This window comes from Paenibacillus sp. B46(2026), from assembly GCF_056786355.1.
Map to the genome: position 1 here is coordinate 451,205 of NZ_CM165907.1, position 23,685 is coordinate 474,889.

The window sequence follows — 23,685 nt, forward strand, 5'->3', positions numbered from 1 at the left end:
TCCTCAAATCTCTTGTCTTGAAGCATGAATATTCCCTGCAAAATAGAAGATGGCAGCCATCAACAAGGCGGCTAAGAAAAGACCGACAGGCAGCATACCCGATACATAGGTACCCGAAGTTGCGCTGTAAATGTAAGTGACTGGATTCAGATCCATGTAGTAAGACCATATGAAAAGGTGACGTACACCTGCAGGAAACAACCCCGATGTTGTACCAATGAATCCGCCCAGCATACCCAGACATAACGCAAAAGCCTGATTGCGTACCGTAAGAGACAACCATTGCTGAAGAGCGGTTATCGCGAGTGTAGTTAGCAGTGTGCCTATAACGAACTGCACCAGCAGGGAGAATGGTAGCGGGCCGGAAATGTTTTTGGATAGACCGAAACCGACAATGAACACAGCTTGCGCAAGAATACCATACAGGATCAGGCTGTTCGCACATATGTACTTGGCTGTGTAGACATGATTACGTCCGATGTTGGTCGTCATCAGCATCTTCCATGTGTTCCCCTTATGCTCCATGTCACAGATGCGGGATACAACGATAGCCGATATAATGGGCAGGAACAGTCCGTTCATGGAAGCGATGCTGAAGATCAAGGCTTCCCAACTCGCATTGGCTGCACTTCGGGAGATGGAGATGCTCATAGACATGGAGGCCCAGATCATTTCTGCGGCCAGAAAAAGGGATAGCATGACCCAGATCCTTTTGCGGCGGATTTTATAATACTCCAGGGATAGGGCTTTCATTACAGGCTCCGCTCCTTTCCGGTCAGATCCAGGAATATGTCTTCCAGACTTTTCTTGTGTTCCTCGATCCGGATCACGGGGATATCGTGTTCTACCAGCACCTTGTTCATCCGAGAGACTTCCTCGTCACGAAGATAGTTGAACACCAACTGTTTTCCATGAACTGTGGGCATGTAGCCTTGAGTCAAAAGGATTTTCTCTGCCCTTGTCGTGTCTGTTGTCTGAAAACGAATGGTGGTCTTGTTATTGGCTTGAAGGCTCTGCATGGTTCCCTGAAACAGCAGCTTGCCATCACTGATAATCCCGACCGAGGTAGCAATCTGTTCGATCTCTGACAACAGGTGGCTGGATAACAGGACTGTTATGCCATATTGACCCGGAAGGGACTTGATTAATTCCCGGATCTCACCGATCCCGGCCGGATCAAGTCCGTTTGTAGGCTCATCCAGAATAAGCAGGCTTGGGAAGGCAAGCAGGGCCATGGCAATACCGAGTCGTTGCTTCATCCCTAGGGAATACTGATCGGCCTGCTTGTGTTTCTGATTTTCGAGCCTGACAATTTTGAGAGCTTCATCAATATTTTTGTTCGGTACGTTCCGCAGTCGCTGCATGACTTTCATATTCTCAAGTCCAGTCAAGTGGCCGTAATAAGATGGGGATTCGATCAGTGATCCTGTCTGATTCAGAATGGAAGGGCGATGTTTATTCAGATCTTTGCCGAACACCTTTACATTGCCTTCGGTGGGTTTGATCAAACCGAGCAGCATTTTTAATGTGGTTGTTTTGCCTGCTCCGTTCGGACCCAGGAAGCCAAAAATCTGTCCCGTCTCAACTGCCAGATTAACCTGGTGTACGCGGTTAGTACCGCCATAAGATTTGGACAGGTTATGCGTTTCCACGATGGGGGAAGAATTTATCATTGATCTCAACTCCATTTCACTAATATCTCTGTTGCTCTAAATATAGATCAGGCTTCTTGCTCGTGGCTGAAGATAACCTTACAATTACCTTAAATGGAAATGGAAAATATCGGATGAATGCCTCTATGATGTATAATAAAAAGGGTGATATCAATGGAATTATTGAAGAATAAGAAAATATTGATCGTAGATGATGAACCTGAGATACGGGAAATGATTGAACGTTTTTTACGTAAAGAAGGTTTTTTTCGGGTCTATACGGCTGATAACTTCGTGAATGCCTTGGCAGTATGCAGACTTGAAAAGCCGGATGCATCAATCCTGGACGTGATGCTTCCAGATGGGGATGGGTTCTCTCTGCTCTCTTCGATCCGGTCATTCTCGGACATGCCTGTTCTGTTTCTGTCGGCACGTGGTGAAGATGAGGATCGATTGCTCGGTCTGGGGCTGGGAGCGGATGATTATATGGTCAAGCCCTTTCTGCCAAGAGAGTTGATTCTCAGGCTGATGGCTATTCTGAAGCGGGTATATGCCTCCAATACGGTGGAGAGATTGCCTGTATTCCGTTTAGGTGAACAAACCATTGATCTGGAGAGTGCTGTTGTACAGGGGACAGACAGGGAGCTTCCATTGACAGCTAAGGAGCACGCCATACTGATCAAGTTGTATGAGAATCAAGGCCGGATTGTAACCAGTGATGCCCTGTGTCAAGCCGTATGGGGAGACGAGAGTTATGGTTATGAAAATACACTGATGGTGCATGTTCGGCGAATCCGGGAAAAGATTGAGGAAGACCCATCCAAACCGGTATTTTTGCTAACCGTTCGGGGACTTGGTTACAAACTGATGGCTCAGGAGTCTAGGTGATGGATGGCGTTGTTCGAATTCTAAGAAAGTTTGTCGGATCTACCATTCTGGTATCTGTGGTGCTGTTATTGTTCAATCTAATTTTGCTAGGTTCGCTGATCTTCAAGGAAATTCATGAGGGTCCTTCCCCCGGTGCGGTTGTGAAACAGATGGCCAGTGGCCTGAGTAAGGGCGAGCAGGGGGACTATGCGCTAAACAGCGATGGAATGCAACTGCTGGAGACTTATCAGGCTTGGGCGATGCTGCTCGATCCCCAGGGCAAGGTACAGTGGAGCGAACGGCTTCCGACTGAAATCTCGCGCTCTTATAACGTGACGGATGTTGCGAAGTTCTCGCGATACTATCTTAAGGAATACCCGGTGTACGTATGGGAACGTGAAGACGGACTCTTGGTGGTAGGCTACCCCAAAAACACGTACGGAAAATACCAGTTCGACTTTCTGGCAGAGTGGCTCAAGTCATTGCCTATTCGGATCATACTATTGTTGGTGTGTAATGTGGCTCTTGCTCTACTAGTATCCATACTCATTGGAACGCGGGTGATCCGTAGTATTCGACCGTTAATCCATGGCATTCACGCATTGGCAAAGGAAGAGCCTGTTCACGTCGAAACCAAGGGTATATTTAATGATCTGTCACAAAGCATCAATTCAACCTCCCGCATGCTTCAGGACAAGGATGATGCTCTAAAAGTGAGAGATGAAGCGCGATCCAACTGGATCGCAGGCATTTCTCATGATATACGGACACCCTTGTCCATGATTCTGGGTTACGCGAGTGAGTTGGAGGAGCAATCGGATTTACCAGCCGAGCACAAACAGCAGGCCTCCATTATTCGTCGCCAGGGTGAACGCCTGCGGTCACTGGTCAGTGATCTAAACCTGGTATCCATGCTGGAGTATGAGATGCAGCCTTTACAGTTGAAGTCGATTCGACTCTCGGTACTAGCAAGGCAGGTTGTGTCGGATTTTTTGAATAATGGACTGGATGAGCGTTATCCAATCTCGCTTCATGTTCAGGACGAGAGTCTTCATGTTATGGGGGATGAACGATTATTGTATCGTGCAGTAACGAATCTGGTACAAAACAGTATCACGCATAACCCGGAGGGGTGTGCAATTGTGCTGGAAACGATGCGTGCAGCTGAGGATGTATGTTGTGAATTTGTGGTGTCAGATGATGGAAAAGGAATTCCAAAAGAGTATCTGGACGATGTGGTGGTTCTACCCTATGCGGCAGGGCGTGTACGGCCTTCCCGTCAGGGACATGGCTTGGGGCTTCCAATGGTAGCAAGGATTGCGCTGGCTCATCGGGGCAAGCTTGTTCTGGAGAGTGAAAGTGGAGAAGGGCTTAGAGCTGTATTGAAGTTGCCTGCTACTTAGAAAAACACCTGTCTTGGAACAGGTGTTTAAAATTTTGTACATTTAACAACGGAATAACGCAATTTTGTTGTGATTCTAGTAAAAGCAATTTATTTTGTCAAAATGATGGTAAAATCCCAAAAAGAGATTTACAAAAACTAGCAAATTATGCTAGACTGATTACATAGAAAATAATTACATAATTTAAATATTTTACAATATTCTGCAGTTGAATTCAACATTGGTGTTTAGCTTTTTATAAGCTATACATATAAAAAAATTCGAATGGAGGTTTTTTCAATGAAACAATTCAATCTCGAAGCATTGGGAGCAATCGAGGACATCAGTGATGACGAGCTTATGGTCATTACAGGGGCTGTATCGGTAATTGATGCTGAAGCTAGCGGCGGTGTATTCTGTACGGTAAGTCATGAATGTCATTATAATTCGGTTTCACCTTCTTCCTGGCTTACTTGTTGTTAAATTTTACTCTCATCTTCAAGCACATAGCTGATTTCAGTTATGTGCTTGATTTTTTTATGTTAGATTTTGAGCACCAAACCATCCAATAGAAGGGGAATGAAATGATGAGCATACAGGAGCGATTACATGACTCCCGCTGGAGTGATGCACTCTACTTAACAGAGAAATACAAACAGTTTGTGCAGCGATATACTGCACAAGTTCCCAACGTTCCGAATGTGGACATGCCTGTAGAGCAAACGGATTCAGGAAGAATGCAGCAATGGCTTGACAAGTTTTTTCAGGATCAGGAGCAATTGTCCGATCGCTTCCGGGCTGAATCCATGAATATGGATACAGTGCAGGCTATGTTTAACGATACAGGTTTTATGTACGACTTTGCTGAGATGCTCTGGCATCGGGAACTCCGCAGAACATTTCTTGAGAATGAGCATCTGGAGATCGAATATTTTATTGAGGGCGATACGGATGAAATTCCGTTCTTTGAGTTTTCCAAACCCTTTCTGCAACGATCCATTCAGATCATGACCGAAGGCCTGAATGAAGGATATGACTGGCTTGACAGACGGCGTATTACAGGGCTTGTTCTGAAGACGGTCTCGGATAAAGTTTTCCACATGTCTGCCAAGACACTAATCTATGAATTAAACAAAGCGAGATTACAAGATGAATTGAGAGGTGAGGATTCCCGGCAACGGTATCAGCACTTTGTGAGCCAAAACATCCAGTCCAGAGAACAGATACTGGCCTTATTGCTGGAGTATCCTGTTCTTGCCCGTGGACTCGTTGAGCACACTCTTCGGATCAGCCTGAATATGATGCGTGTTCTGGAACGCCTGACGAAAGATCGTCGTGAACTGGAGTCCTTTTTTGGTTTCGAGCTGGATAAGCTGGAGGATATCATATTTCTCGGGGATTCCCACAATGGAGGAGCCAGTGTATTGCGGTTGACGTTTGCAGGAGGGGCCAATGTCATGTACAAACCAAGGAACATGGCTATCGACACCGCTTTTGCCAGACTGTTGCAATGGTTTAATGAACAGCAAATTGGATTGCCTTTCCGGATTGCCAAATCGCTGGATCGCTCCGAATATGGCTGGCAACAGTTCATTCCGTATGAGGAAGTCACCAGTCTGGAGGGAGCCGAACGTTTTTTTGAACGGCAGGGGCAGTATCTCGCTCTTCTGTATGCCGTTAACGCAACGGATATGCATATGGAGAATATCGTTGCCCAAGGTGAGCATCCATTCTTTGTCGATCTGGAATCACTGCTGCACAATCAGCCCTTTAAATATGTGGAGGAGAAGGAGTACTATACGGCGCTGGAGAAGACCCTCTCGATATTGAATGACTCCGTGTTAAAAACGAGCATGCTGCCCACACTGGACTCTAATGCCTTGTATCACAGTGATCTGAGCGGGCTTGCGGGGGATGTAGATCAGGTACTCAACACGTATGAGATTCACGATAAGAATACAGATACCATGAGAATACAAAGAAGCAAAGTAAGTGTGAGCCGGTTCAGTCATTTGCCTTCATATGAACAGACCCCCATCAAACCTGAACGATATATCCAAAGTTTGAAGAAGGGTTTCTATCGTGTATACAGCGCCATCCTGGAGCAAAAGGAGTCATTCATCTCCATCGTTTGCAATTACTTTGATGGTTGTGCTGTGCGAACGATTGTTCGTCCGACTGTTACATACTTTACGCTGATTGAAGCCAGCTCCCATCCCAAATATCTCAGAAACGGGCTGGATAAGAGCTTGTTGTTCGACATGATGTGGATGATTGTACGACAGGATCGTATGCGTGAAAAGCTCGTGAAATATGAATGCTACGATCTATTGCACGGAGACGTACCTATGTTCCAGACCTGTATCGGCCAGGACATGTTGTTTCACCACCACGACAACCAAGCCATTGCCGGCGTATTTTCCTCTGATATTTTAACGCAGACTGCGAATAAAGTGCGGGCAATGAACCCAAAAGACATGGACATGCAGTGGGAATTTACCGAAAGGACACTCCAGACCAAGTATGTGCTGGAACGTTCATTCGCTATGGAGAAGAGTACCGCAAGTGTGCAACCGGCACAGTTGAATGAACTTCGAATACCCATGACGAAAGAAGAATATTTGCATGAAGCCGTAAGGATCGGGGATTACATAAAGGATATTGCCATTATGGGAGATGAAGGTCTTTCGGTGTCATGGATCAGTATGGGTATGGATGCAGACGAGAAGTTAATCTACAAATCTTCGGAATTGGGGTTATATAACGGGGTAACGGGCATTGCCTATTTCTATCTGTATCTGAGTCAGGAGACAGGTGACCACAAATATATGCAGATGGTTCATCTGTGTATTCAGACTGCCTGGGAGATGATTCGCAAAAAAATCGATAAAAACATCTCATTGTTCACTGGCTATGGATCACTTCTCTATTTACTGGTTCATAAAGCCGACGTATGTTCCGAACCGGGGATTAACCCGGATACGCTGGAATTGCTCGATATCCTGGACGATATGATTGATAATGATCAGCAATTGGATGTGATCTCAGGTTGTGCAGGTACATTGATGGCTTGTGTGGACATGTATATAAACTTTCAATCGCAAAAAGCGCTGGACGTGGCTGTGCGATGCGGAGATCGTTTGCTGAAGCTTGCGCAGCCGATGGATCAAGGTATGGCTTGGGTGACGTCAGCGATTAATAAAACGCCACTTAGCGGCATTGCACATGGGAACGCAGGCATCTGTCTGAGTCTGGCTCGTCTGTACAGTGCTACAGGCAATAAAGCCTATCTTGAAACCTGTATTGAAGGACTGAAGTATGAGGACGGTCTCTACAGTCCTGAAGTAAACAATTGGAAAGATCTGCGTTTTACAGACGGCAATATGCCAGAAGATCATTATGTTATGTATTGGTGTAATGGTGCACCGGGTCTTGGAATCGCCCGCATAGGGATAGCGCAGCATTTGAGCTCATTGGGAGCTATGGATAAGGTTGAGAAGGATATCCGCAGAGCGTTAGCCAAGACGATGGAAGAAGGGTTTACAGAAGTTAGCTATTCGCTCTGTCATGGGGATATGGGCAATCTGGAGTTGTTCCTGCTCGCAGCCGAATATTTGCAGGATGAAGAGTTGAAGGAATACTCGTATCAGATGGCAGCCTATATTGTGGCACAGGTGAGAAAGGATAACCATCATTGGAGATGTGGGATTCCTGGTCGTCAGCAAATTCCAGGATTGATGCTTGGACTTGCCGGAATTGGCTATCAATTGCTGCGATTGTATAACCGTAAACTGCCTTCAGTACTGATGATGGAGGGACCAAAAGGCAAGGAAATAAGGGATATGGCGCAGACATACGCTATGGAAACGGCATCTGCTCAGCAGCAGATGGACACTATGGAACAGTCACCCCATATGGGGCAGCATTATGCCTGAACGGCCTGTATTCCGTCTGCGCGGAAAGAGACAACGCAAAGTCCCTGTCAAACTGCAAATGAATCAATATGATTGTGGCCCCAGTTGCTTACATATGTTACTCGCATATCACGGCTACGAAGCGGATTTCACGGATCTGAAGGAACGTTTTGCGATGCTGGGGAACGGTCGGGATGGCAGTTCCATGCTCAAAATGAAAGAGGTTGCCCAGACCTATCACTTAAAAGGGATAGCCAAAAAAGCTCCTGTTGAATCGCTCAACAATAATTTCCTGCCGGTCATTTGTTTCTGGGAGGAAAGGCACTTTGTCGTGCTTGAGCGAATCAAGGCGAATGGTCACTTCATCATTGTTGATCCGGCTCTGGGAAGGCTGGTAATCAGTAAGTATGAGTTTACGGAGAAATATTCAGGGATTTTTTTGCTCGTATATCCGGATGAGGGTTTTGTACCCTTGTCCGAAAAAAAGATTAGTAAAGTGGCGTATTTCAAGGATTTGATTCGAAGTAACAAAAAATATTTTGGTTGGACCGTTCTGCTAGCTCTGGGGCTGCAAATGGTTTCTGTGGCCTTCCCGTTCCTGATGCAAGTTTCAATCGATGCGGCCACAAGCGGTGAAGGGTACTCGTTATTTCCTATCCTGATCACAAGTATTGTGCTGCTAACTGTATTCCAGATTGGCTTCAGTTATCTGAAGGATATGTGCATCGTACGGCTTCAGGAATTACTGGATTCTCAGCTGACAACAAGCTTTGTCTCACATATGCTCAGGTTGCCTTATCAATATTTCGAAATTCGCTCCCGTGGAGATCTGATGCTTCGGATTAATAGTAACACGACCATCCGGGAAATTTTGTCACAGAAGATGATCTCTACGCTGATTAATCTATTTTTAATTGTTGTGACATTCACGTACATTGTGATCCAGTCCCGTTTGATTGCTTTCACACTGCTTAGTATAGGACTGGTACAAATTCTTATTTTTGTATACACCCGCAGCAGATTCAAGAAGCTGACACAAACCCAGATTGTCGCCCAGAGTCTGGCTGGATCATTCATGACGGAGGTATTGGAAGGCATCTCGACCATCAAATCACTTGGGATTGAAGAGCGTACCGGGGAGAAATGGAGAGCGCTATTCAAGCGTCAGCTCGCAACAGTCAAGGAAAAAGCGATTTTTCAGACGAGAGTCAATACCGTGACCAATACGCTGAACTTTATGACACCGATGCTCATTCTGTTGGTGGGATTATATCAGATTATGCAGGGGAATATGACCCTTGGCATGCTCGTTTCCTTCCAGTCTCTGGCCGCATTGTTTCTGGGGCCACTGAACTCGCTTGCCTTGATGCTGAACGAGTTCGTGATGGCGGATGCATTGCTTGATCGAATCTATGATGTCATTCAAGCTGAAGAAAGTAATAAATTCAAGAAGAAATCAACACCGGCCCTTAAACCTGTGAAGCTAAATGGGGACATAACGATCGATCAGGTCAACTTCAGGTATACAGACTATGGTGAAGATGTGCTGAAAAACATCAATATTTCGATTAAAGCAGGGCAAAGGGTAGCTCTCGTTGGCAAATCAGGTTCAGGAAAGAGTACCTTAGCGAAATTGCTGGTAGGGCTGTATGCTCCCACACAAGGAAATATCTATTTCGATGGATTGAATGCAGAAGAACTGGAACAACAGGAAATTCGCAGTCAGATCAGTATCGTGCTTCAGGATAACTTTGTCTTTAACAACACGGTGTATGACAACATCAGGCTGCATGCAGAAGAGTCGACGATGGAGGATGTAATGATCGCAGCGAAGCTGGCGGATATTCACGCTGATATTGAGAAGATGCCGATGAAGTATAACACACTGATCTCCGAGGCGGGTTCGAATTTGTCCGGAGGGCAGAAGCAGCGGGTAGCTCTCGCGCGGGCATTGGTGAGCAGACCTAAAATTCTTCTGTTGGATGAAGCAACCAGTTCACTGGATACCGTTACAGAGGGTACCATTGCCCATAATCTGAATATGTTGAAATGTACTCAGATTATCATTGCTCACAGGCTAAGTACTATTCGAAGTGCGGACACTATATATGTACTTGATCAAGGTGAACTCGTTGATGCTGGAACACATGACGAATTGATTGGGCGTTGTGAAAAGTACAATATCCTCGTATGTGAACAGTCGGCTGAAACCGGGGTCAGGCAGTATGGATAAGGTTTGCAATCATGAGGATATTAACGGAAATAAATAGGCTTTCTTTTCTGCACTAGACGTGTTGAAGAGAAAGCCTTTTGTTATGTATATAGAAAAGCTGAGTAGTTAAGATGGTACAACACTCAGGAAAGCGGGTAATGTACACCAAAGTGTCCTATTTGAATCATATAGGAAGAAAGTTACATGAAAACGATTCTGTCAGCCGATGTGGGTCATGTTGATTTTGTACTATGATGCGGGTAACAGATGAATAGGGTGTATATCACAGAGGGTGAATGTCCCTGTTCTAGCATGAGAAAGGCATAGGCCTCGTTGAGGTTACATGCGCTTGGACCAAGAGGGGGGAGCGTTATTAAACGTACATGGACAAAGGTTTTATTCACACTGATGATGGTGTTTACTATATTTCTGGGGGGATGTCAGAACATGAATGCAAACGAGAAGGAAGCTCTATACCAGGAAGCTGAAGCAACGGTAATTCAACATTTTAAACAGAAGTTCGAACTGGATGTTGTCATTACAAGCAAAGAGTTGCTGCCGGAGATGGCAGTGTCGCAGATTGGACTGAAAGGACATGTAAAAGATCATGATGATCAGAGTTTCGGGATTTCATATGACTACAAAAAGAAGATAACCAAGAACCTGGTCATCAGTCCTGAAATTGAACAAGCCATGTTAGCTAAGGGACATGATCCATACGCCAAATAAAAGGGAGGTGTAGTTGTTGAGTAACGGGTCCAATATTGATGATGAAACGTATAAAACGATGTCTGATCTAGCCTACCAGGATCAAAAAGCCGGGGATCGATTAACGGAACTTCCAGGGTGGCAGGTTCTGGAGGGGACGGAAAGCAATAAGTTATCCGGTTTTGATGCCGTAACATTTTATAATCCCGAGACCAAGGAAGCTGTCATTGCTTATCGTGGTACAGAAGGAAGTGCCTCCTTGGATCGCTCTGTACCTGACTTTGTCATGGATGGCCGTATCGGGGGCGGAGAATTGATTCGTAAGGGCCAGCAGGAGGCCGGGAATTTTGTCAATAATCTTACGCCGGATTGGCTGGACAAAGGGGTCGAAGGCGTTAAGGACTTCACGGGCATATCCAAAGTGGAGGATTGGGCCGGTGACAGGGTAAGAGACGTGGAGAACTGGACGGGTGATCGCGTAAAAGATATTGAAAAAACCGTTTCCCCTACAGGCTGGGCCAATCAGATGTATCAAGCTGAAGACTACGCAAGTCACATGCAGAACAAGCATAAGGATCTGAATTTCTCGATGACCGGACATTCCTTGGGCGGGGGAAATGCACAATATGCATCTGCTTATACAGGAATTCCAGCCGTGACGTTTAGTGCACCATCTGTAATGGGTAATTTGACGCCAGAAATGCGGCGCCGGGCTGAAGCGGGTGCATTTGACGGGCAGGTTGTGAACTATGCGAATCCCAGTGATCTGGTAGCCAGCGGGACGCTGGGAGGATATGACCGGCATGTGGGATCGACCTATTACATCAACTCCGATTATGACTCGGCGAATGATGGCGTGAGTATTATCGATAAAGCCAAGAACTCATTTGGTGGGGAAAACTATCACAGTCTGGATCAATATGATTTCAAAAATGGTTACATATCCAATGACCTGTACGATCCGATTACTGGAGAGAGAATCCGCTATTCACCGCGCCTTATGGATCACATGGGACCGTTCAGCAAGAACTTCGGTCCGTTACGTTTCAAGTCCGGCGGCGGTGGAGGTATGGCTTCGGCTGCTGCGGCTTCAGGTCTGATTCAGGTAACGCCGGAGGAACTGAAAAGTGTCGCTTCGCGGTGGAAGCAAAATGCACAACAGTGCAATGCCGAGCTGAATCAGGTACGAAGCCGCATGGCTCAATACCTGCATACAAGCCGTAGTCGCAGGCTGGAGCCAATTGTCACCCAACTGGACGCGTCCATTCATGAGCTTGGCACATGGCATATGAAACATACCAGCCAGTTCCTGAACTTTATTGATGAGAAGGCGGATGCCTTCCGACAGGCGGACGAGAGTCCGGTTCATTTTAATTAGGATTTCTGGGTGGCTAGCGTTGATATCACGTACATAGGGGAGGGGAACACGAGTGGGTGGACAATTGCTGGTGGAATTGAATGATCTTCGGATTGCGGAAAAAGAACTGACACAGCTGCTTGCCCGTCTGCAAGCCGACGAACAGGAAGCGAGGGCTCTATACAGTCGCCTGAACGATTGGAAAGGCCAGTCGGCAGATCATACAAGGCAGCAGATTGAGGAGTTTTTTGCGGGCCTGTCCAGACGCATTCAATCCATTGAACAGCAGAAGAAGAGCTTGCTGCAATACATTGAGATTATGATCCAGACGGATCAGGAACGCTAAGAAATAGCCATGCTGTTGCCATATTGCGGATGGCAATCAGCGTTAAGATGAGTATGAACGTGGAGAGGCATGATTGAGTGATAAACCACGGAGTGAAAAGAACAAGGGTAGCCAAACAAAGAATGATAGCCAAAAAAGCAGCCTATGGTACATCGGATTAGATTCCGTATGCCATAGGCTTCTTTATTATCTAAACTTTTCACCAGTTATCGTAAACGACAAGTTAGTTCTTAGCGTTTTTTACGACGTGTGGCCAAAGCGATCCCCAAGAAGGACAAAATCAGGGCCAGAATAGATACGATCAGTGTTGCTTGTTGAAGCTTCAGTGTACCCGGGTCTGTATCCGTGTTGTTTGGCTCACCTGTAACGGTGTCATTGAGTGCACCGCCCAGTGTAGTATCATCGTTTGCTTGCGTATCGTCAGTAGCCGCATTATCACCAGCGGCTCCTTCTGTACCTGCACTATCATGCCCTTCATTGGCAGTACCGGCGCTATGATGATCTCCACCTGCCGCGGCATTACCAGCAGCAGCTGGGTCTTCGCTAATCGTTGTAATACTGTGCGGGTTGCTATCACTTGGCTGGCCTGTCCATTCTACAATACTGCCATCGCTGTAATACTGGAAGGCATCCCAAGCGACTTCAGCTTCAGCCTTAGGGTTCTGTGCAACGAAGTTGAACTGCTGGAATTGTCCTGCCAGAATGCCTTCGTTATCGCCGTCAATCTCCCAAGTAATTGATGTTACTTCATTGGAATCGTTCTTCTCTGTGGTGATTTTCCAGCCTGCCAGTGGTTGATATTGCTTGAAAGCAACACCTTCCGGAACTTTCATCGTGATCTTGGTTGTAGGCAGTTCTTTCTCGGAAGGAATCTTAATCGTATACGTCTGCCATGCGCTTGTCTGTGCAACGGATGGACTAACAGTAACGTGAGCGCTGGCGAATCCAGCGAATAACATGAATGCTGCGGTACCTGTTGCAATAGTGGATGTTAGTTTGGAAATCCAGGATGTTTTCTTCAAAATAAATAACCCCTCTCAGTTCTTATCATATATGATGCAGCCCATTATCTTAAATGAGTGTCTACGTTCTGCAAAGGCACCGTTCGGTTACGAATGGTTCTTTCGATCACCGTTATTCCCGGATTTTTTTGATTCAACTATATAAATTGAACTAAAGATGGTTTACACATGCGCTCCGATGACAGAATAACCTTCCAATCGCTGTTATCCCCAGATTTTTCGATTCCCTTTTCTTAAGGGGAAAATCTGGGGATAAAGGCGAACGCTTCGCTTTTTCAGGTTTTTTCTGTCCTCTCCGTTTCAGTGTAAATAATAGTTCAATTTATATAGTAATGAGTTGAAATCCGGGAATAAAGGCGAGTGCTTCGCTTCTCCAGAATCAATTTCGTTTCCTTCACTACATTTGCAGTGTGTAGAAACACTAATTTTAGATTGGGTCACTTTTCAATATAAACGTTGTGCAACTATGGTTTGGCGGTGTCGATCTCAAATTCGGCATCCAGTGCATCCAGCGTTTTGGTCAGGAGATGTACCTTAATATTCCAATGTCCAGGCATGGAGATGTAATCTTCAGCCTTGTACACACCCGTGTCATTTTTCGGAATGGTAATCTCATAGATCCCCATATCCATGTCCAGATGTGTAAGTGACAGCGTGATCTGTTCCAGATCAGTAACGATACTGCCATCTGCACGTTTGACGTCCACTTCGAATTGGTTTTCTCCCGTTACATTGGGACTCACCTGAAGTGTGATCGCCGAGCCATCGTCCGTAGTCTGTGTCTCCTGATACGGCCCGACCGCTGCTGGTTGTCCCGGTGAGAGATGTGTCAACACGGCAGCCAGAGCAAGAATCACAGCACCGGTGGCAAGCTCGGCTTTGAGGCTGCCGGATAATCTGCCTCCCGTTGCTGCTCTTGCCAGTCGGGCATGACGCCAGGCGAAGACAAGCATCACAATAAGCAGGACGATCTTGCCGATTAATACAAGGCCATAGGCTGTATTGAACAAGGAGGTCAGCACGGGTGCAGGCAGAATAATCAGACTGCTATATATTCCTGTAGCAACCAGAGCGGCTACGGCGCCAATCCCCCAGGCGGTAAACCTGCGAATAGCAACCCAGTAGACTTCTACTCGAACCTTCGATGGCAGCTTATCCGCCAGTGGAGGCAGACATATCGCCATGGCGGTTAATGCGCCAATCCAGAAAGCAGCACCGATGAGATGTATGAAATCCATGGCAATCGCCAGCGCACGTTGATCTGCTGCAGCCGGGTGTCCTGTCATGGCATGTGTGAACAACCAGCCGAGCACGAGCACAAGTGATCCGTATGATGACCAGATACGAACACGGATGGATCGATCCCGATCATAACCGGAGAGAATGGTGACTGCCAGCAGCATGACAATCAGCATCTGTATCATCCAGATCTGACCAAAGGAGGTCAGCTTGAGCGCACTTCCGATTAGTGCCCAGCTCAGTTCGCCCAGCGCCACACCCGATTCATACAATGTGTTCAGTGGCAAGCTGACCAGAGCGGCCAAGGACGCAGCCGCATAGCTGATCCATAACAGCTTGTAGCTACCCGGAACGTCCATAGGTTCTCTTGCCATGGAAGTTGGAGCGATCCGCAGCAGCAGGAATGCGAGTGTACCCAGAATGCTAGACAGCCCGAGATACTGAATCCAGTCTGTCAGGGATACGATCCATTTCAGCGGCCCACCTGTTGAACCGGAACCGGATGTAAGATCACTCAGCCCGGCAGGCGATCCGGAAGGTTCCCCGATATGGAAAACATATGCTCCCTGAATCGGATGCCCATCGGCAGATACAGCTTTCCAATTGACGGCATATGTTCCGTTCTCGAGTCCGGCCTGCAGACCAGTCTCCAGGATATGAGGGCGATTCGCATCGATCTGCACGTTATCATCGTCTGCCTGATTGCCGTCAGGTCCGGTAATTTTGATATCATAAAAGGCCGTCTGCAAGGATTCGTTGAACTCCAGCGTCAGCCGCTCCGGAGCGGTTACGAGTAACTCGTTCTCTCCGGGCGAAGCCTTAACAATATAAGCATGGGCAGATGCCCACTGTGGCATAACAAGGCAGCACACGAGCATCAGGCAGGTGACGAATGCCCAGTGCCGTTTGCCCCATTTCAGGGTAAAGCTTGTGAAAATCAAAAAATCATCACCCTCAGGTTATAGATTTGTAGTCTTTCATGGCCTTTCGAACACAATCTAACCCATTATAACTTTGTCCAAAATGAGTGCGTATGACTACATTGGGCTATAAAAATACGAATTGGACTGCATAATTGTGACAAAAGCATGAATGCTATGCTACTTCACACCGATGCACCAGCTTCGGAGCAGCGTGATTATTTGCGAAGCTTGCGGCCTGCAAGCCCGCTCTCCAGAGCGTAGCGTGTGAGTTGCACCCGATTCTCAAGCTGGAGCTTCTGCAAAATGTTCTTCAGGTGGTTCTTTACCGTCTGGTCGGAAATGCCGAGTTGATCAGCAATCTCCCGATTGGTATATCCTGCGGATACCCATTGTAGAATCTCAAGCTCCCGTGCCGTTAACGGGTTATCTTGCACATCTCCACTGCGAGGTGCAGGGAACTCCTGCAATATCCGGTAGGCCAATTCTTTGCTAAGGGGTGCATCATCACTGACAATGGCGCGAAGGTATTCAAGCCAGGTGGAGGGCGTCAGGTTTTTGAGTAAATATCCTTGAGCGCCTTGTTTCAGTGCCTCGAACAGAAAGGTCACATCATCCGACACCGTGACCATCACGATAATAACGTACGGGAAGCGCAGCTTAATCTGGCGAGTGGCTTCCAGTCCATCCATGCCCGGCATCTGCACATCCATCAGGATGAGATCAGGCATCCATTGTCCGGTGAGCTCCAACGCTTCCTGTCCATTGGAAGCTGTACCAATCACTTCGAACAGGCTGTCCTCCGATAAAATACTACAGATTGCTTCACGCGCATGCGCATGATCATCAACAACCAATACACGTACATGTTCCATGTTAAGCATGCTCCTTTCCAATTGTCATTCGGGTATGCCCCGGTCTGGAATCGAGGGTAAACGACCACCCCATCTCGGCAGCACGTTCCTTTGTAATTCGCAGTCCATATCGATCTTTCAGATGCAGAGGATCTCCGTTTATTCCAATGCCGTTGTCCTGAATATAGATGGACCAGATGATCGGGTTGCCCTCTGCGTGAACCTGAACATGGGTAGCCTGCGCATGTTTGCGTACATTCAGCAGACCTTCCCGGATACAGGCCAGCAGTTCCACTTGCTCCTTGGCAGAGAACGTTACACCGTTTAGATCCCAATGAACCTTTGCTCCAGGTACCGTTTCCTTGACGAGGACTTCGACCTGCGCATGCAGCGAGATTATCTCATGTACCTCAGCAGAGGCAGGAACATAACGCAACTGGGCAATGGCTTGCCTCACATATGTATTGACTTCATGCACGGTCTTTTGAATCTCCTGGATCTCGTGCTCATGTCCGCTTCCTGCCAAGCTACGGCCTGCTTTGTCCGTTTTTACCGACAGCAGGAAAAGGGATTGGGATATGCCATCATGAAGTTCCCGGGCCAATTGGTCACGGGCTTCCAGTGCGGCCTTGGCAGCCCGCTCCTGCTCCAGAGCTGCCCTTGCGCCTTCAAGCATGCGGAATAATCGGCTGAGCAGTGTCACGCTGACGAGGTACACAATGACGGGTGTTAACCAGTTCCCGGCATCCATCGAAAGGTACGGCATCAGGAACTGATGGCGAATATATTCCCAGATGCCTACTGTGAAAGTGGGAATCAGTAGGATCATCCATTTGATTTGTTTATAGGACATGAATGCAGAACTCCTTTGATCTAGGATTAGCTTAATGACGTACTTTATTTATGTAGGGATGGGACCATTATAACGCAAGCTTGTCCAAGACCCTAGTCGGTACCTCTGGAGGAACTTGGGGAGGATCAGGGAGTATTTAGAAGGATATCTAAGAACGACAAGGGGTGAAATGTTGTCACGCTAGGTGAGGGTTGGTGTGCACAGCTGAGGAAGGCTGAGTCCATTTTCCCTATTGGGGAAGGTCCTCTATACTTAATAAAGAACGTGAATTCATTACAAAACATGTTAAGGAGTGACGCAACAACATGAGTCAAGAAGTATTGGAACGTCGCAGTGAATTGCTCAAAAAGAACATTCATCAGATGCTTGTTCAAGACAATCAGCACGGTATCAGTCGTCAAGACAACATGTTCTTGCAGCAGATGATCAAAGAGCTGCATCAGACCTCACATGAACTGAATACCAAATCTTAATGTAGAATCTGCACGAGAATGAAGTTGTCTGGTGTACGATTCATTCCATGAAAATGAATGAAAATGGCGCTATCTCCGATCAGACCGGGGATAGCGCTTTGACTTTTCCAGGGGATGGAGAAGAAGCTCCGTCATTTTACAGCAACTGTTGCTGAGCGGTTTTTTTCTCAATATATCGAATGAATAACTCAGCCAGCTCCGGGTCGAACTGTGAACCCGAACATGCGCGTAGCTCCCGAATGGCTTCCTCCACGTTCTTGGTCTCCTGATACGGCCGCTCTGTCGTCATGGCATCAAAGGAGTCAATCACGGTCAGCATCCGGCACAGCCGGGGGATCTCGTTCCCCTTCAGGCCGTAAGGATAACCTTTGCCATCATAGCGCTCGTGGTGCAATTCAATATACGGAATCAGATCAGCGAAGCGATCGTTCGTAATCACCATTTTTTTGCCCCAGGTGACATGTCCTTTAATCGTTTCCCATTCTTCTGCGGTGAGCTTGTCCTTCTTGTTGAGGATGGACCAGGGAATCTCGAGTTTGCCGATATCATGAATCAGTGCCCCCAGCACGAAACACCGTTTCTCCGCATTGTCCAGCTTAAGCAATTCACTGATATCCAGTGCATATTTGTAGACCCGTTTGGAATGTTTGAACGTATCCATATCCTTGTATCTAAACAGATTGAGCTGCTGCTCGATGTCACGAACATCCTGTACCAGATCAATCTCGTGCTCCATGCCATCATTGCTGCCGTGGCGGTGCACGTTGTTTTTGCCTTGTTTCTTCGCATAATACAGTGCTTTATCCGCCTGATCCACGAGTTGGGATTTGTTATACATATCCACCTGATAGGGGGCGACGCCAGCAGAGAAGGAGAGACAACCGTGTGGAAACACTTCAACACCTTCAAACGGTGTATCGTTCAGTTGTTTGCGCAGCTTGTTCATGAATTTGTAGGATTCGTCCAGATCCATCCCTGGCATGAGCAACGTGAACTCTTCCCCTCCATAACGAAAGGCGGTGATCGGTGTACCTTCCGTCTTTCGCATCAGAAAATCCCCAAGCAGGGCCAGCAGGCTGTCACCTTGAAGGTGGCCAAACCGGTCATTATACTTTTTGAAATCATCAATATCAATAAGTCCCAGGCAGAGCGGGGTTCCCTGTGTGCGTGCGGTAGCCAGTTCACTTTCCAACATGCTTTCGAAATAACTATGGTTGAACAGACCTGTGCGTTGATCCGTGTTGGCCTTTTCCTCAATCGTCTGATACATCACAAACAACTGCCTGAATGCGTGGGAGAGCAGAATGCTGAGACTCAGATATAAGAGCAGACCGAGTACGCCGTTATGCACAACCAGAATCGTCAGGACAAGCGCCAGAATCAGCGTACATAGATAAACCAGCAGGGATTCAGTGACGAATGCCCGCTTCATCTGCTGTAATGCATCCTTCGTCGAGAAATGAAAGAACAAGCCGAGTGTGATCGTGTTAATAATGAAGTAAGCTGCGAGCGCAGCGAAATAAGGAAACAGGTTATATCCGTTCAACGTTCCCGATTGCCCGCCAGTCCACTCAAACACGGCAGCTGCTCCTGTAATCATAAGACTGTAGATGCTGAAATTTACGATGTGTTTCCACCAGGTGAGCTTGCGCTCTTTAATTAGCAGGATGATGGAGACAGGGAGCAGGACAGACAGGCTGAAAGCTCCGCCAAACATGAATATACAGGCAAGGTATACCGATGAGTCCATGGATTGCTGATTGCCTTTGGGTGGAATCTGAAATGTAAAATAATCCAGAATCAACGCTGCCCCCAGCATGGTGTAAACCATGACCCAATCCGCCGTGGACAGATGAAGGTAAGACCACTTGTTCATGTACAGAAAAACAACGATACCCGTGCAACTAAGCATAATAACATACAGACTGCTTCGATCTGCCTTATGGATAAGGTTACGAATAAAGTTCATAAAAAATCTCCTGCTTGGGTTTAGTCTACTCTTGATGTGTATATAATTGGTGTTCTTGTATAGATGCATACTATATAGATGTATAACATACCAAGTTGACTACCAAAAATCCAGAAAGAAAAAACAGGCCGCTGGCAGCCTGTTTGTCTTGTTTGGCGGTATGGATACTAGCCGCCCAGCTTGTATCCCGAAGTTAATGCCACAACGACAGAAGCCACGATAATTGCGTTGATGACAATGCGGGAATATTTCACACCTTCAAATTTTTTCATGGAGAAGACCTCCCTTCCTTGGAGTCTACCTGTTTCTCTTCAAGCCTGATGAGTTTTAGCAGGTTGCACAGCCTTTTTATCCCGATTCACCATCATGTACTGGATAAAAAGGAATATGCCAACGTTCATGACCACATCACCGATGCTGATGACCTGAGTCCGTGGATAAGGGCTGGAGAGTGGGATGATATCACCGAGAAAAGGCAGATGTGTGGACGCATCCATCATAAAATGCTTCGATACGGCGCCGCCTTCCCGGAGCATGTCTACATAGTAGGGTCCCAGTACAGCAGAAGCTTCCACAGAAACTGGCATGCGCCCACCATTTACAGCCATAACGGCAAAATTGAGAAACACCCCAATCCAGATGAGCATGAAACCGGTGTGGTGCCTGTTGAGCCACAAAAATGCGAGTCCTGTAATGTAGACCGCAGCAAAGAGGTAACCATTAATGGATGCCACCCATTCAAATCGATCCTGCAGATAGAAAATAAAGAACTGGATTAGCAGCAATACAGGGAAAATCCAGCCACTTCGCAACTTGAGTGCTGCAAACTGGTTGAGCCCATGCTGCAACCCGCCCCGAAAAAATCCAACGATCAAGCCGAGAAGAATACCGTCATATACCATGATTAACTCCTGTTCGTGCGGAGATATGCAATACGATTGCGTGTTTGTGTATATAAAAGGATTCGACCCTATATTGGTAATTCCTGCATGAGAAAAATGATTTTTTAGAAGAAATTTGCAAAATGCTGAACAAAAAACCGTCTTTACGAATCTATAGGTCGAAAACCTTGAAAAATTCGGTAAAGACGGATGCTTATAAAGGCAAAATACGAGTTTTAATTCAGTTGGCGAGGGATTTTATTTTATTCGGAACCACCGTTCAGATAGTTGAAGAAAGGCTGGTCCACCCAGAATTCATAGGTCGTAATGTCCGCATCGGGTGCCAGTTTCAAGAATCCTTCGCGAATGGCTTTGGCATTCTCTTTCAGAGAGAAGGACTGAGCATAATAATTGCCAAGAGCTATTTTATTGTTGGAAATGACCGGATAGTTCGCCAAAGCAGTTGGTGAATAGTACAACGGTTGCCACCAGGAACTGAGAATCAGTGGAGATGTACTATCACTGTTCTTTTTGGCATATTTCAGAACAATGTCGTTGAAGCGGACTTTGTCTGCCACATTGTTGAACTCGAATTGAATGTCATATTCCTTCGCAGAGGCAATATAGTTACCATTCTCGATCTGTGTCACTTTATAGTCTGGCGTTTCCTTCGGCTCGCCCCATTCCTTCAAATAAATGAAGGCAGATGTCTTGGGTTGGAATTGCACATCAGCATCAATACCTTCGCTACGCAGCAAACCAATCAACTGTACAGCATGCTGGATATTATCGTGGCCGTAAGTAAGTGTCAGCTCATCGATAAAGTTGGAATCAAAGCGGCTATCTTTCAGGTTGTAACCTGTTACAAGATCATCTCGCAAAGCCTGATCCACAATTTTTCTCAGCTCAGGTGATTCGATTAGATCTGCTGTGCGATATGCAGCAACCAGTTTGGAATAAATGTCCGCATCGCCGGAACGTCCAATCTCATGTTTATATTTTCCTTGGCTGATCAGGACGCGTCCAAGCAGTGTGTTGGCGAAATCCTTGCTTGCTACACCGCCTTTAAGGAGAGAAGGGTACAGGCTTTCGGGAATCAGGCCCGTGTCGATGGCTGCAGCCAGTTCTTGTGCAGCTTGTCCCTGAACACGGTTCGGGCTAATGCCAACCTTGGCAAGGGCTTTGGCTGTTTTCTCCGCGGGATATGTGTAAGCAAGTTCCTTGAATCCAGCTGCTTTTACCGCGATGAAGACCGCTGCATAAGTGCTCAATTGATCCTTGGCACGTACTTCTGTACCTGTAAGAACCCCATTATTGTATAAGGATACGGCAGCATCATAAGCAGAATCACCAGAGGCCAGATCGGTAAAGGCTGGAGCCTGGGCTTCACTGTCACTTGCTTTAGTTGTTTCCGTGATGGCTGCAATGGCTTGAATGAAATCCCCTTTGGTAATCTGTTGCGGCAGTTGAATATTGTATTTCGCTTGCAAGAATTGAGCAAAATCCGCTGCGCTTTCCGTATAAGCAACGGGAGCCTGAGCTACTGGTCCCTTGACACTTTGTGAGGTGGTTGGTTTAGCCGGAGTTGCAGATGCTGCAGAAGCAGAAGCGGGCAAGCTTAGGCTGCCGAGAGTTACCGGAGCGGCGAGTAGGGCCGCCAGTGTGATCTGGGTGATTTTTTTCAAATGAATATCCTCCTTAAAATGGGTTGGAAAATGATCAGCTCTGGGTTATAATCCTGACAAATCCTATAAGAATAGAATGATTGGATTGACTTTAGCACGGAGACGCGCTGGATGTCAACGAAAAAAAAGCTTGATATAAAGCGGTTTCCAGAGCATGGTAGAAAGCAAATCGTCAATTATATTCTATTTGAGTGTATACGCTCAAAGATTTATTGACAAGGATCGACAGTATCCGCTAGGATAAGAAAAAAGAATGTGGAAAAGGGGTATTTTCAAAATGAAAAGAGGTTTATCGTTCGTCTTCTCGATCATCATGTTGGCTATTTTGTTGGCAGCTTGTGGGACTTCGGCTTCCAAAGACGAACAATCCGCCCAAGGCAGTGATTCGGAGAAATCTCTTCGGATGGCCCTCGTACTTCCCGAAAAAATAGGGGTTAACCCTTTCTTTGTACAGATGGATGAAGGCTTCAAAAAAGCAGGCGAAGAATTCAAAGTAGACACTAAGACGATTGAATCGACAGATCCGGCGGCATTTGAGCAAAATCTGCGCGCTGCAGTTGCCGAGAATTATGATCTGATTATTACAGCAACTTTCCAGGCAGAAGATGCATTGAAGAAAGTCGCTGCAGAAAACCCGGACAAGTCCTTTGCGATTGTAGATACAACAGTGGATCTGCCTAACGTACGTAGCGTTGGTTTCCGTGAATATGAAGGGGCGTACCTGCTCGGTGCAGCTGCTGGGTTGTCCACCAAAACAGACAAAGTCGGCATGATCGCAGCAATGGATGTACCCTTGATCAAGAAATATACCGAAGGTTTCAAAGCTGGATTGGAATCCGTGAATCCGGATGCAGAATTCCTCGTGAACTATGTAGGTGGATTTAATGACCCGGCCAAAGCAAAAGAATTGGCGCTGGTGCAATTCGGCAAAGGCGCTGATTTCATCGCTGGCGCATCCGCTGTAGGTGATCTTGGTGTGTTTGAAGCAGCGAAAGAAAAAGGGTTCTACACTTCCGGTCAGGATACGGACCGTACTGTTGAAGACCCGGAACATATCGTATTGTCTCAATTGAAGTCAACCGATACGGTTGCTTATGAGACCGTGAAAGATTTTGTTGAAGGCAACTTCAAAGCAGGTGCAGTAAACTATGGTTTGAAAGAAGACGGTGTAGGCCTGACTTACGTTACACGTGATAGCGAATCTCCGCTGAATGCTTTCGTTGGACAAGAAGTGATCGACCAAGTGAAAGCAATCAACGATGACATCGTATCAGGCAAAATCGTAGTTAAAGATCCATTGCAACAATAGTTTTGAATGTTCTTTTCAATGAATGAGTGATGGAAATGATCA

The 23,685-nt window shown here is 46.6% G+C and carries 19 protein-coding genes; 10 read left to right on the forward strand and 9 right to left on the reverse strand.

The annotated features are described in order from the left end of the window. Nucleotides 1–3: 3 nt before the first annotated feature. On the reverse strand, nucleotides 4–753 hold the full coding sequence (locus tag AC1S8V_RS02175; RefSeq protein WP_133386958.1) for an ABC transporter permease: 750 nt from the start codon (nucleotides 751–753) through the stop codon (nucleotides 4–6). Next, nucleotides 753–1,670, reverse strand: coding sequence for an ABC transporter ATP-binding protein (locus AC1S8V_RS02180; protein ID WP_482074366.1), 918 nt, complete (start codon nucleotides 1,668–1,670; stop codon nucleotides 753–755). The genes AC1S8V_RS02175 and AC1S8V_RS02180 overlap by 1 nt, the downstream gene beginning before the upstream one ends. Before the next feature lie 156 nt (nucleotides 1,671–1,826). Between AC1S8V_RS02180 and AC1S8V_RS02185 the strand changes: the two genes are divergently transcribed. From AC1S8V_RS02185 to AC1S8V_RS02220, 8 genes are all read left to right on the forward strand, one after another. Further along, nucleotides 1,827–2,540, forward strand: coding sequence for a response regulator transcription factor (locus AC1S8V_RS02185; RefSeq protein WP_482072241.1), 714 nt, complete (start codon nucleotides 1,827–1,829; stop codon nucleotides 2,538–2,540). Then, nucleotides 2,540–3,922, forward strand: a complete 1,383-nt coding sequence (locus AC1S8V_RS02190) for a sensor histidine kinase (RefSeq protein WP_482072242.1) — start codon at nucleotides 2,540–2,542, stop codon at nucleotides 3,920–3,922. The genes AC1S8V_RS02185 and AC1S8V_RS02190 overlap by 1 nt, the downstream gene beginning before the upstream one ends. 279 nt (nucleotides 3,923–4,201) lie before the next feature. Continuing rightward, complete coding sequence (locus AC1S8V_RS02195) at nucleotides 4,202–4,384, forward strand: type A2 lanthipeptide (protein WP_482072243.1); 183 nt, start codon at nucleotides 4,202–4,204, stop codon at nucleotides 4,382–4,384. Nucleotides 4,385–4,485: 101 nt separating this feature from the next. Next, nucleotides 4,486–7,836, forward strand: coding sequence for a type 2 lanthipeptide synthetase LanM family protein (locus AC1S8V_RS02200; protein ID WP_482072244.1), 3,351 nt, complete (start codon nucleotides 4,486–4,488; stop codon nucleotides 7,834–7,836). Next, a complete protein-coding gene (locus tag AC1S8V_RS02205) occupies nucleotides 7,829–10,048 on the forward strand; it encodes a peptidase domain-containing ABC transporter (protein ID WP_482072245.1) in 2,220 nt (739 codons plus the stop codon). Before AC1S8V_RS02200 ends, AC1S8V_RS02205 begins: the two co-directional genes overlap by 8 nt. A gap of 426 nt (nucleotides 10,049–10,474) precedes the next feature. Continuing rightward, complete coding sequence (locus tag AC1S8V_RS02210) at nucleotides 10,475–10,756, forward strand: hypothetical protein (RefSeq protein WP_482072246.1); 282 nt, start codon at nucleotides 10,475–10,477, stop codon at nucleotides 10,754–10,756. A gap of 58 nt (nucleotides 10,757–10,814) precedes the next feature. After that, complete coding sequence (locus AC1S8V_RS02215) at nucleotides 10,815–12,113, forward strand: Tle-like phospholipase domain-containing protein (RefSeq protein ID WP_482074367.1); 1,299 nt, start codon at nucleotides 10,815–10,817, stop codon at nucleotides 12,111–12,113. Between the two features lie 52 nt (nucleotides 12,114–12,165). Continuing rightward, nucleotides 12,166–12,438: a hypothetical protein gene (locus AC1S8V_RS02220; RefSeq protein WP_017691024.1), complete on the forward strand. Its 273-nt coding sequence runs from the start codon at nucleotides 12,166–12,168 to the stop codon at nucleotides 12,436–12,438. 230 nt (nucleotides 12,439–12,668) lie between these two features. Here the strand turns inward: AC1S8V_RS02220 and AC1S8V_RS02225 are convergent, their stop codons facing one another. From AC1S8V_RS02225 to AC1S8V_RS02240, 4 genes are all read right to left on the reverse strand, one after another. After that, nucleotides 12,669–13,460: a YcnI family copper-binding membrane protein gene (locus tag AC1S8V_RS02225; protein WP_482072247.1), complete on the reverse strand. Its 792-nt coding sequence runs from the start codon at nucleotides 13,458–13,460 to the stop codon at nucleotides 12,669–12,671. Nucleotides 13,461–13,924: 464 nt separating this feature from the next. After that, the gene (locus AC1S8V_RS02230; protein WP_482072248.1) at nucleotides 13,925–15,640 is read right to left on the reverse strand and encodes a copper resistance CopC/CopD family protein; all 1,716 of its coding nucleotides are present in this window, start codon (nucleotides 15,638–15,640) and stop codon (nucleotides 13,925–13,927) included. A gap of 197 nt (nucleotides 15,641–15,837) precedes the next feature. Next, a complete protein-coding gene (locus AC1S8V_RS02235; RefSeq protein WP_482072249.1) occupies nucleotides 15,838–16,494 on the reverse strand; it encodes a response regulator in 657 nt (218 codons plus the stop codon). A gap of 1 nt (nucleotide 16,495) precedes the next feature. After that, entirely contained in the window at nucleotides 16,496–17,326 is an 831-nt protein-coding gene (locus AC1S8V_RS02240; protein ID WP_482072250.1) for a sensor histidine kinase, read from the reverse strand. 305 nt (nucleotides 17,327–17,631) lie between these two features. On the opposite strand from AC1S8V_RS02240, the gene AC1S8V_RS02245 reads away from it, so the two are divergent. Continuing rightward, nucleotides 17,632–17,799 carry a hypothetical protein gene (locus AC1S8V_RS02245; RefSeq protein WP_017691019.1) on the forward strand — a complete coding sequence of 56 codons (168 nt, stop codon included), beginning with the start codon at nucleotides 17,632–17,634 and terminating at the stop codon, nucleotides 17,797–17,799. 136 nt (nucleotides 17,800–17,935) lie between these two features. On the opposite strand, the gene AC1S8V_RS02250 is transcribed toward AC1S8V_RS02245, so the two are convergent. From AC1S8V_RS02250 to AC1S8V_RS02260, 3 genes are all read right to left on the reverse strand, one after another. Next, nucleotides 17,936–19,768: a bifunctional diguanylate cyclase/phosphohydrolase gene (locus tag AC1S8V_RS02250; RefSeq protein WP_482072251.1), complete on the reverse strand. Its 1,833-nt coding sequence runs from the start codon at nucleotides 19,766–19,768 to the stop codon at nucleotides 17,936–17,938. Between the two features lie 311 nt (nucleotides 19,769–20,079). Continuing rightward, entirely contained in the window at nucleotides 20,080–20,670 is a 591-nt protein-coding gene (locus tag AC1S8V_RS02255; protein ID WP_482072252.1) for a DUF5317 domain-containing protein, read from the reverse strand. A 242-nt stretch (nucleotides 20,671–20,912) separates the two neighbouring features. Beyond that, the gene (locus AC1S8V_RS02260) at nucleotides 20,913–22,334 is read right to left on the reverse strand and encodes a hypothetical protein (RefSeq protein ID WP_482072253.1); all 1,422 of its coding nucleotides are present in this window, start codon (nucleotides 22,332–22,334) and stop codon (nucleotides 20,913–20,915) included. A gap of 277 nt (nucleotides 22,335–22,611) precedes the next feature. On the opposite strand from AC1S8V_RS02260, the gene AC1S8V_RS02265 reads away from it, so the two are divergent. Next, the gene (locus AC1S8V_RS02265; RefSeq protein ID WP_482072254.1) at nucleotides 22,612–23,643 is read left to right on the forward strand and encodes a BMP family lipoprotein; all 1,032 of its coding nucleotides are present in this window, start codon (nucleotides 22,612–22,614) and stop codon (nucleotides 23,641–23,643) included. Nucleotides 23,644–23,685 lie beyond the last annotated feature (42 nt).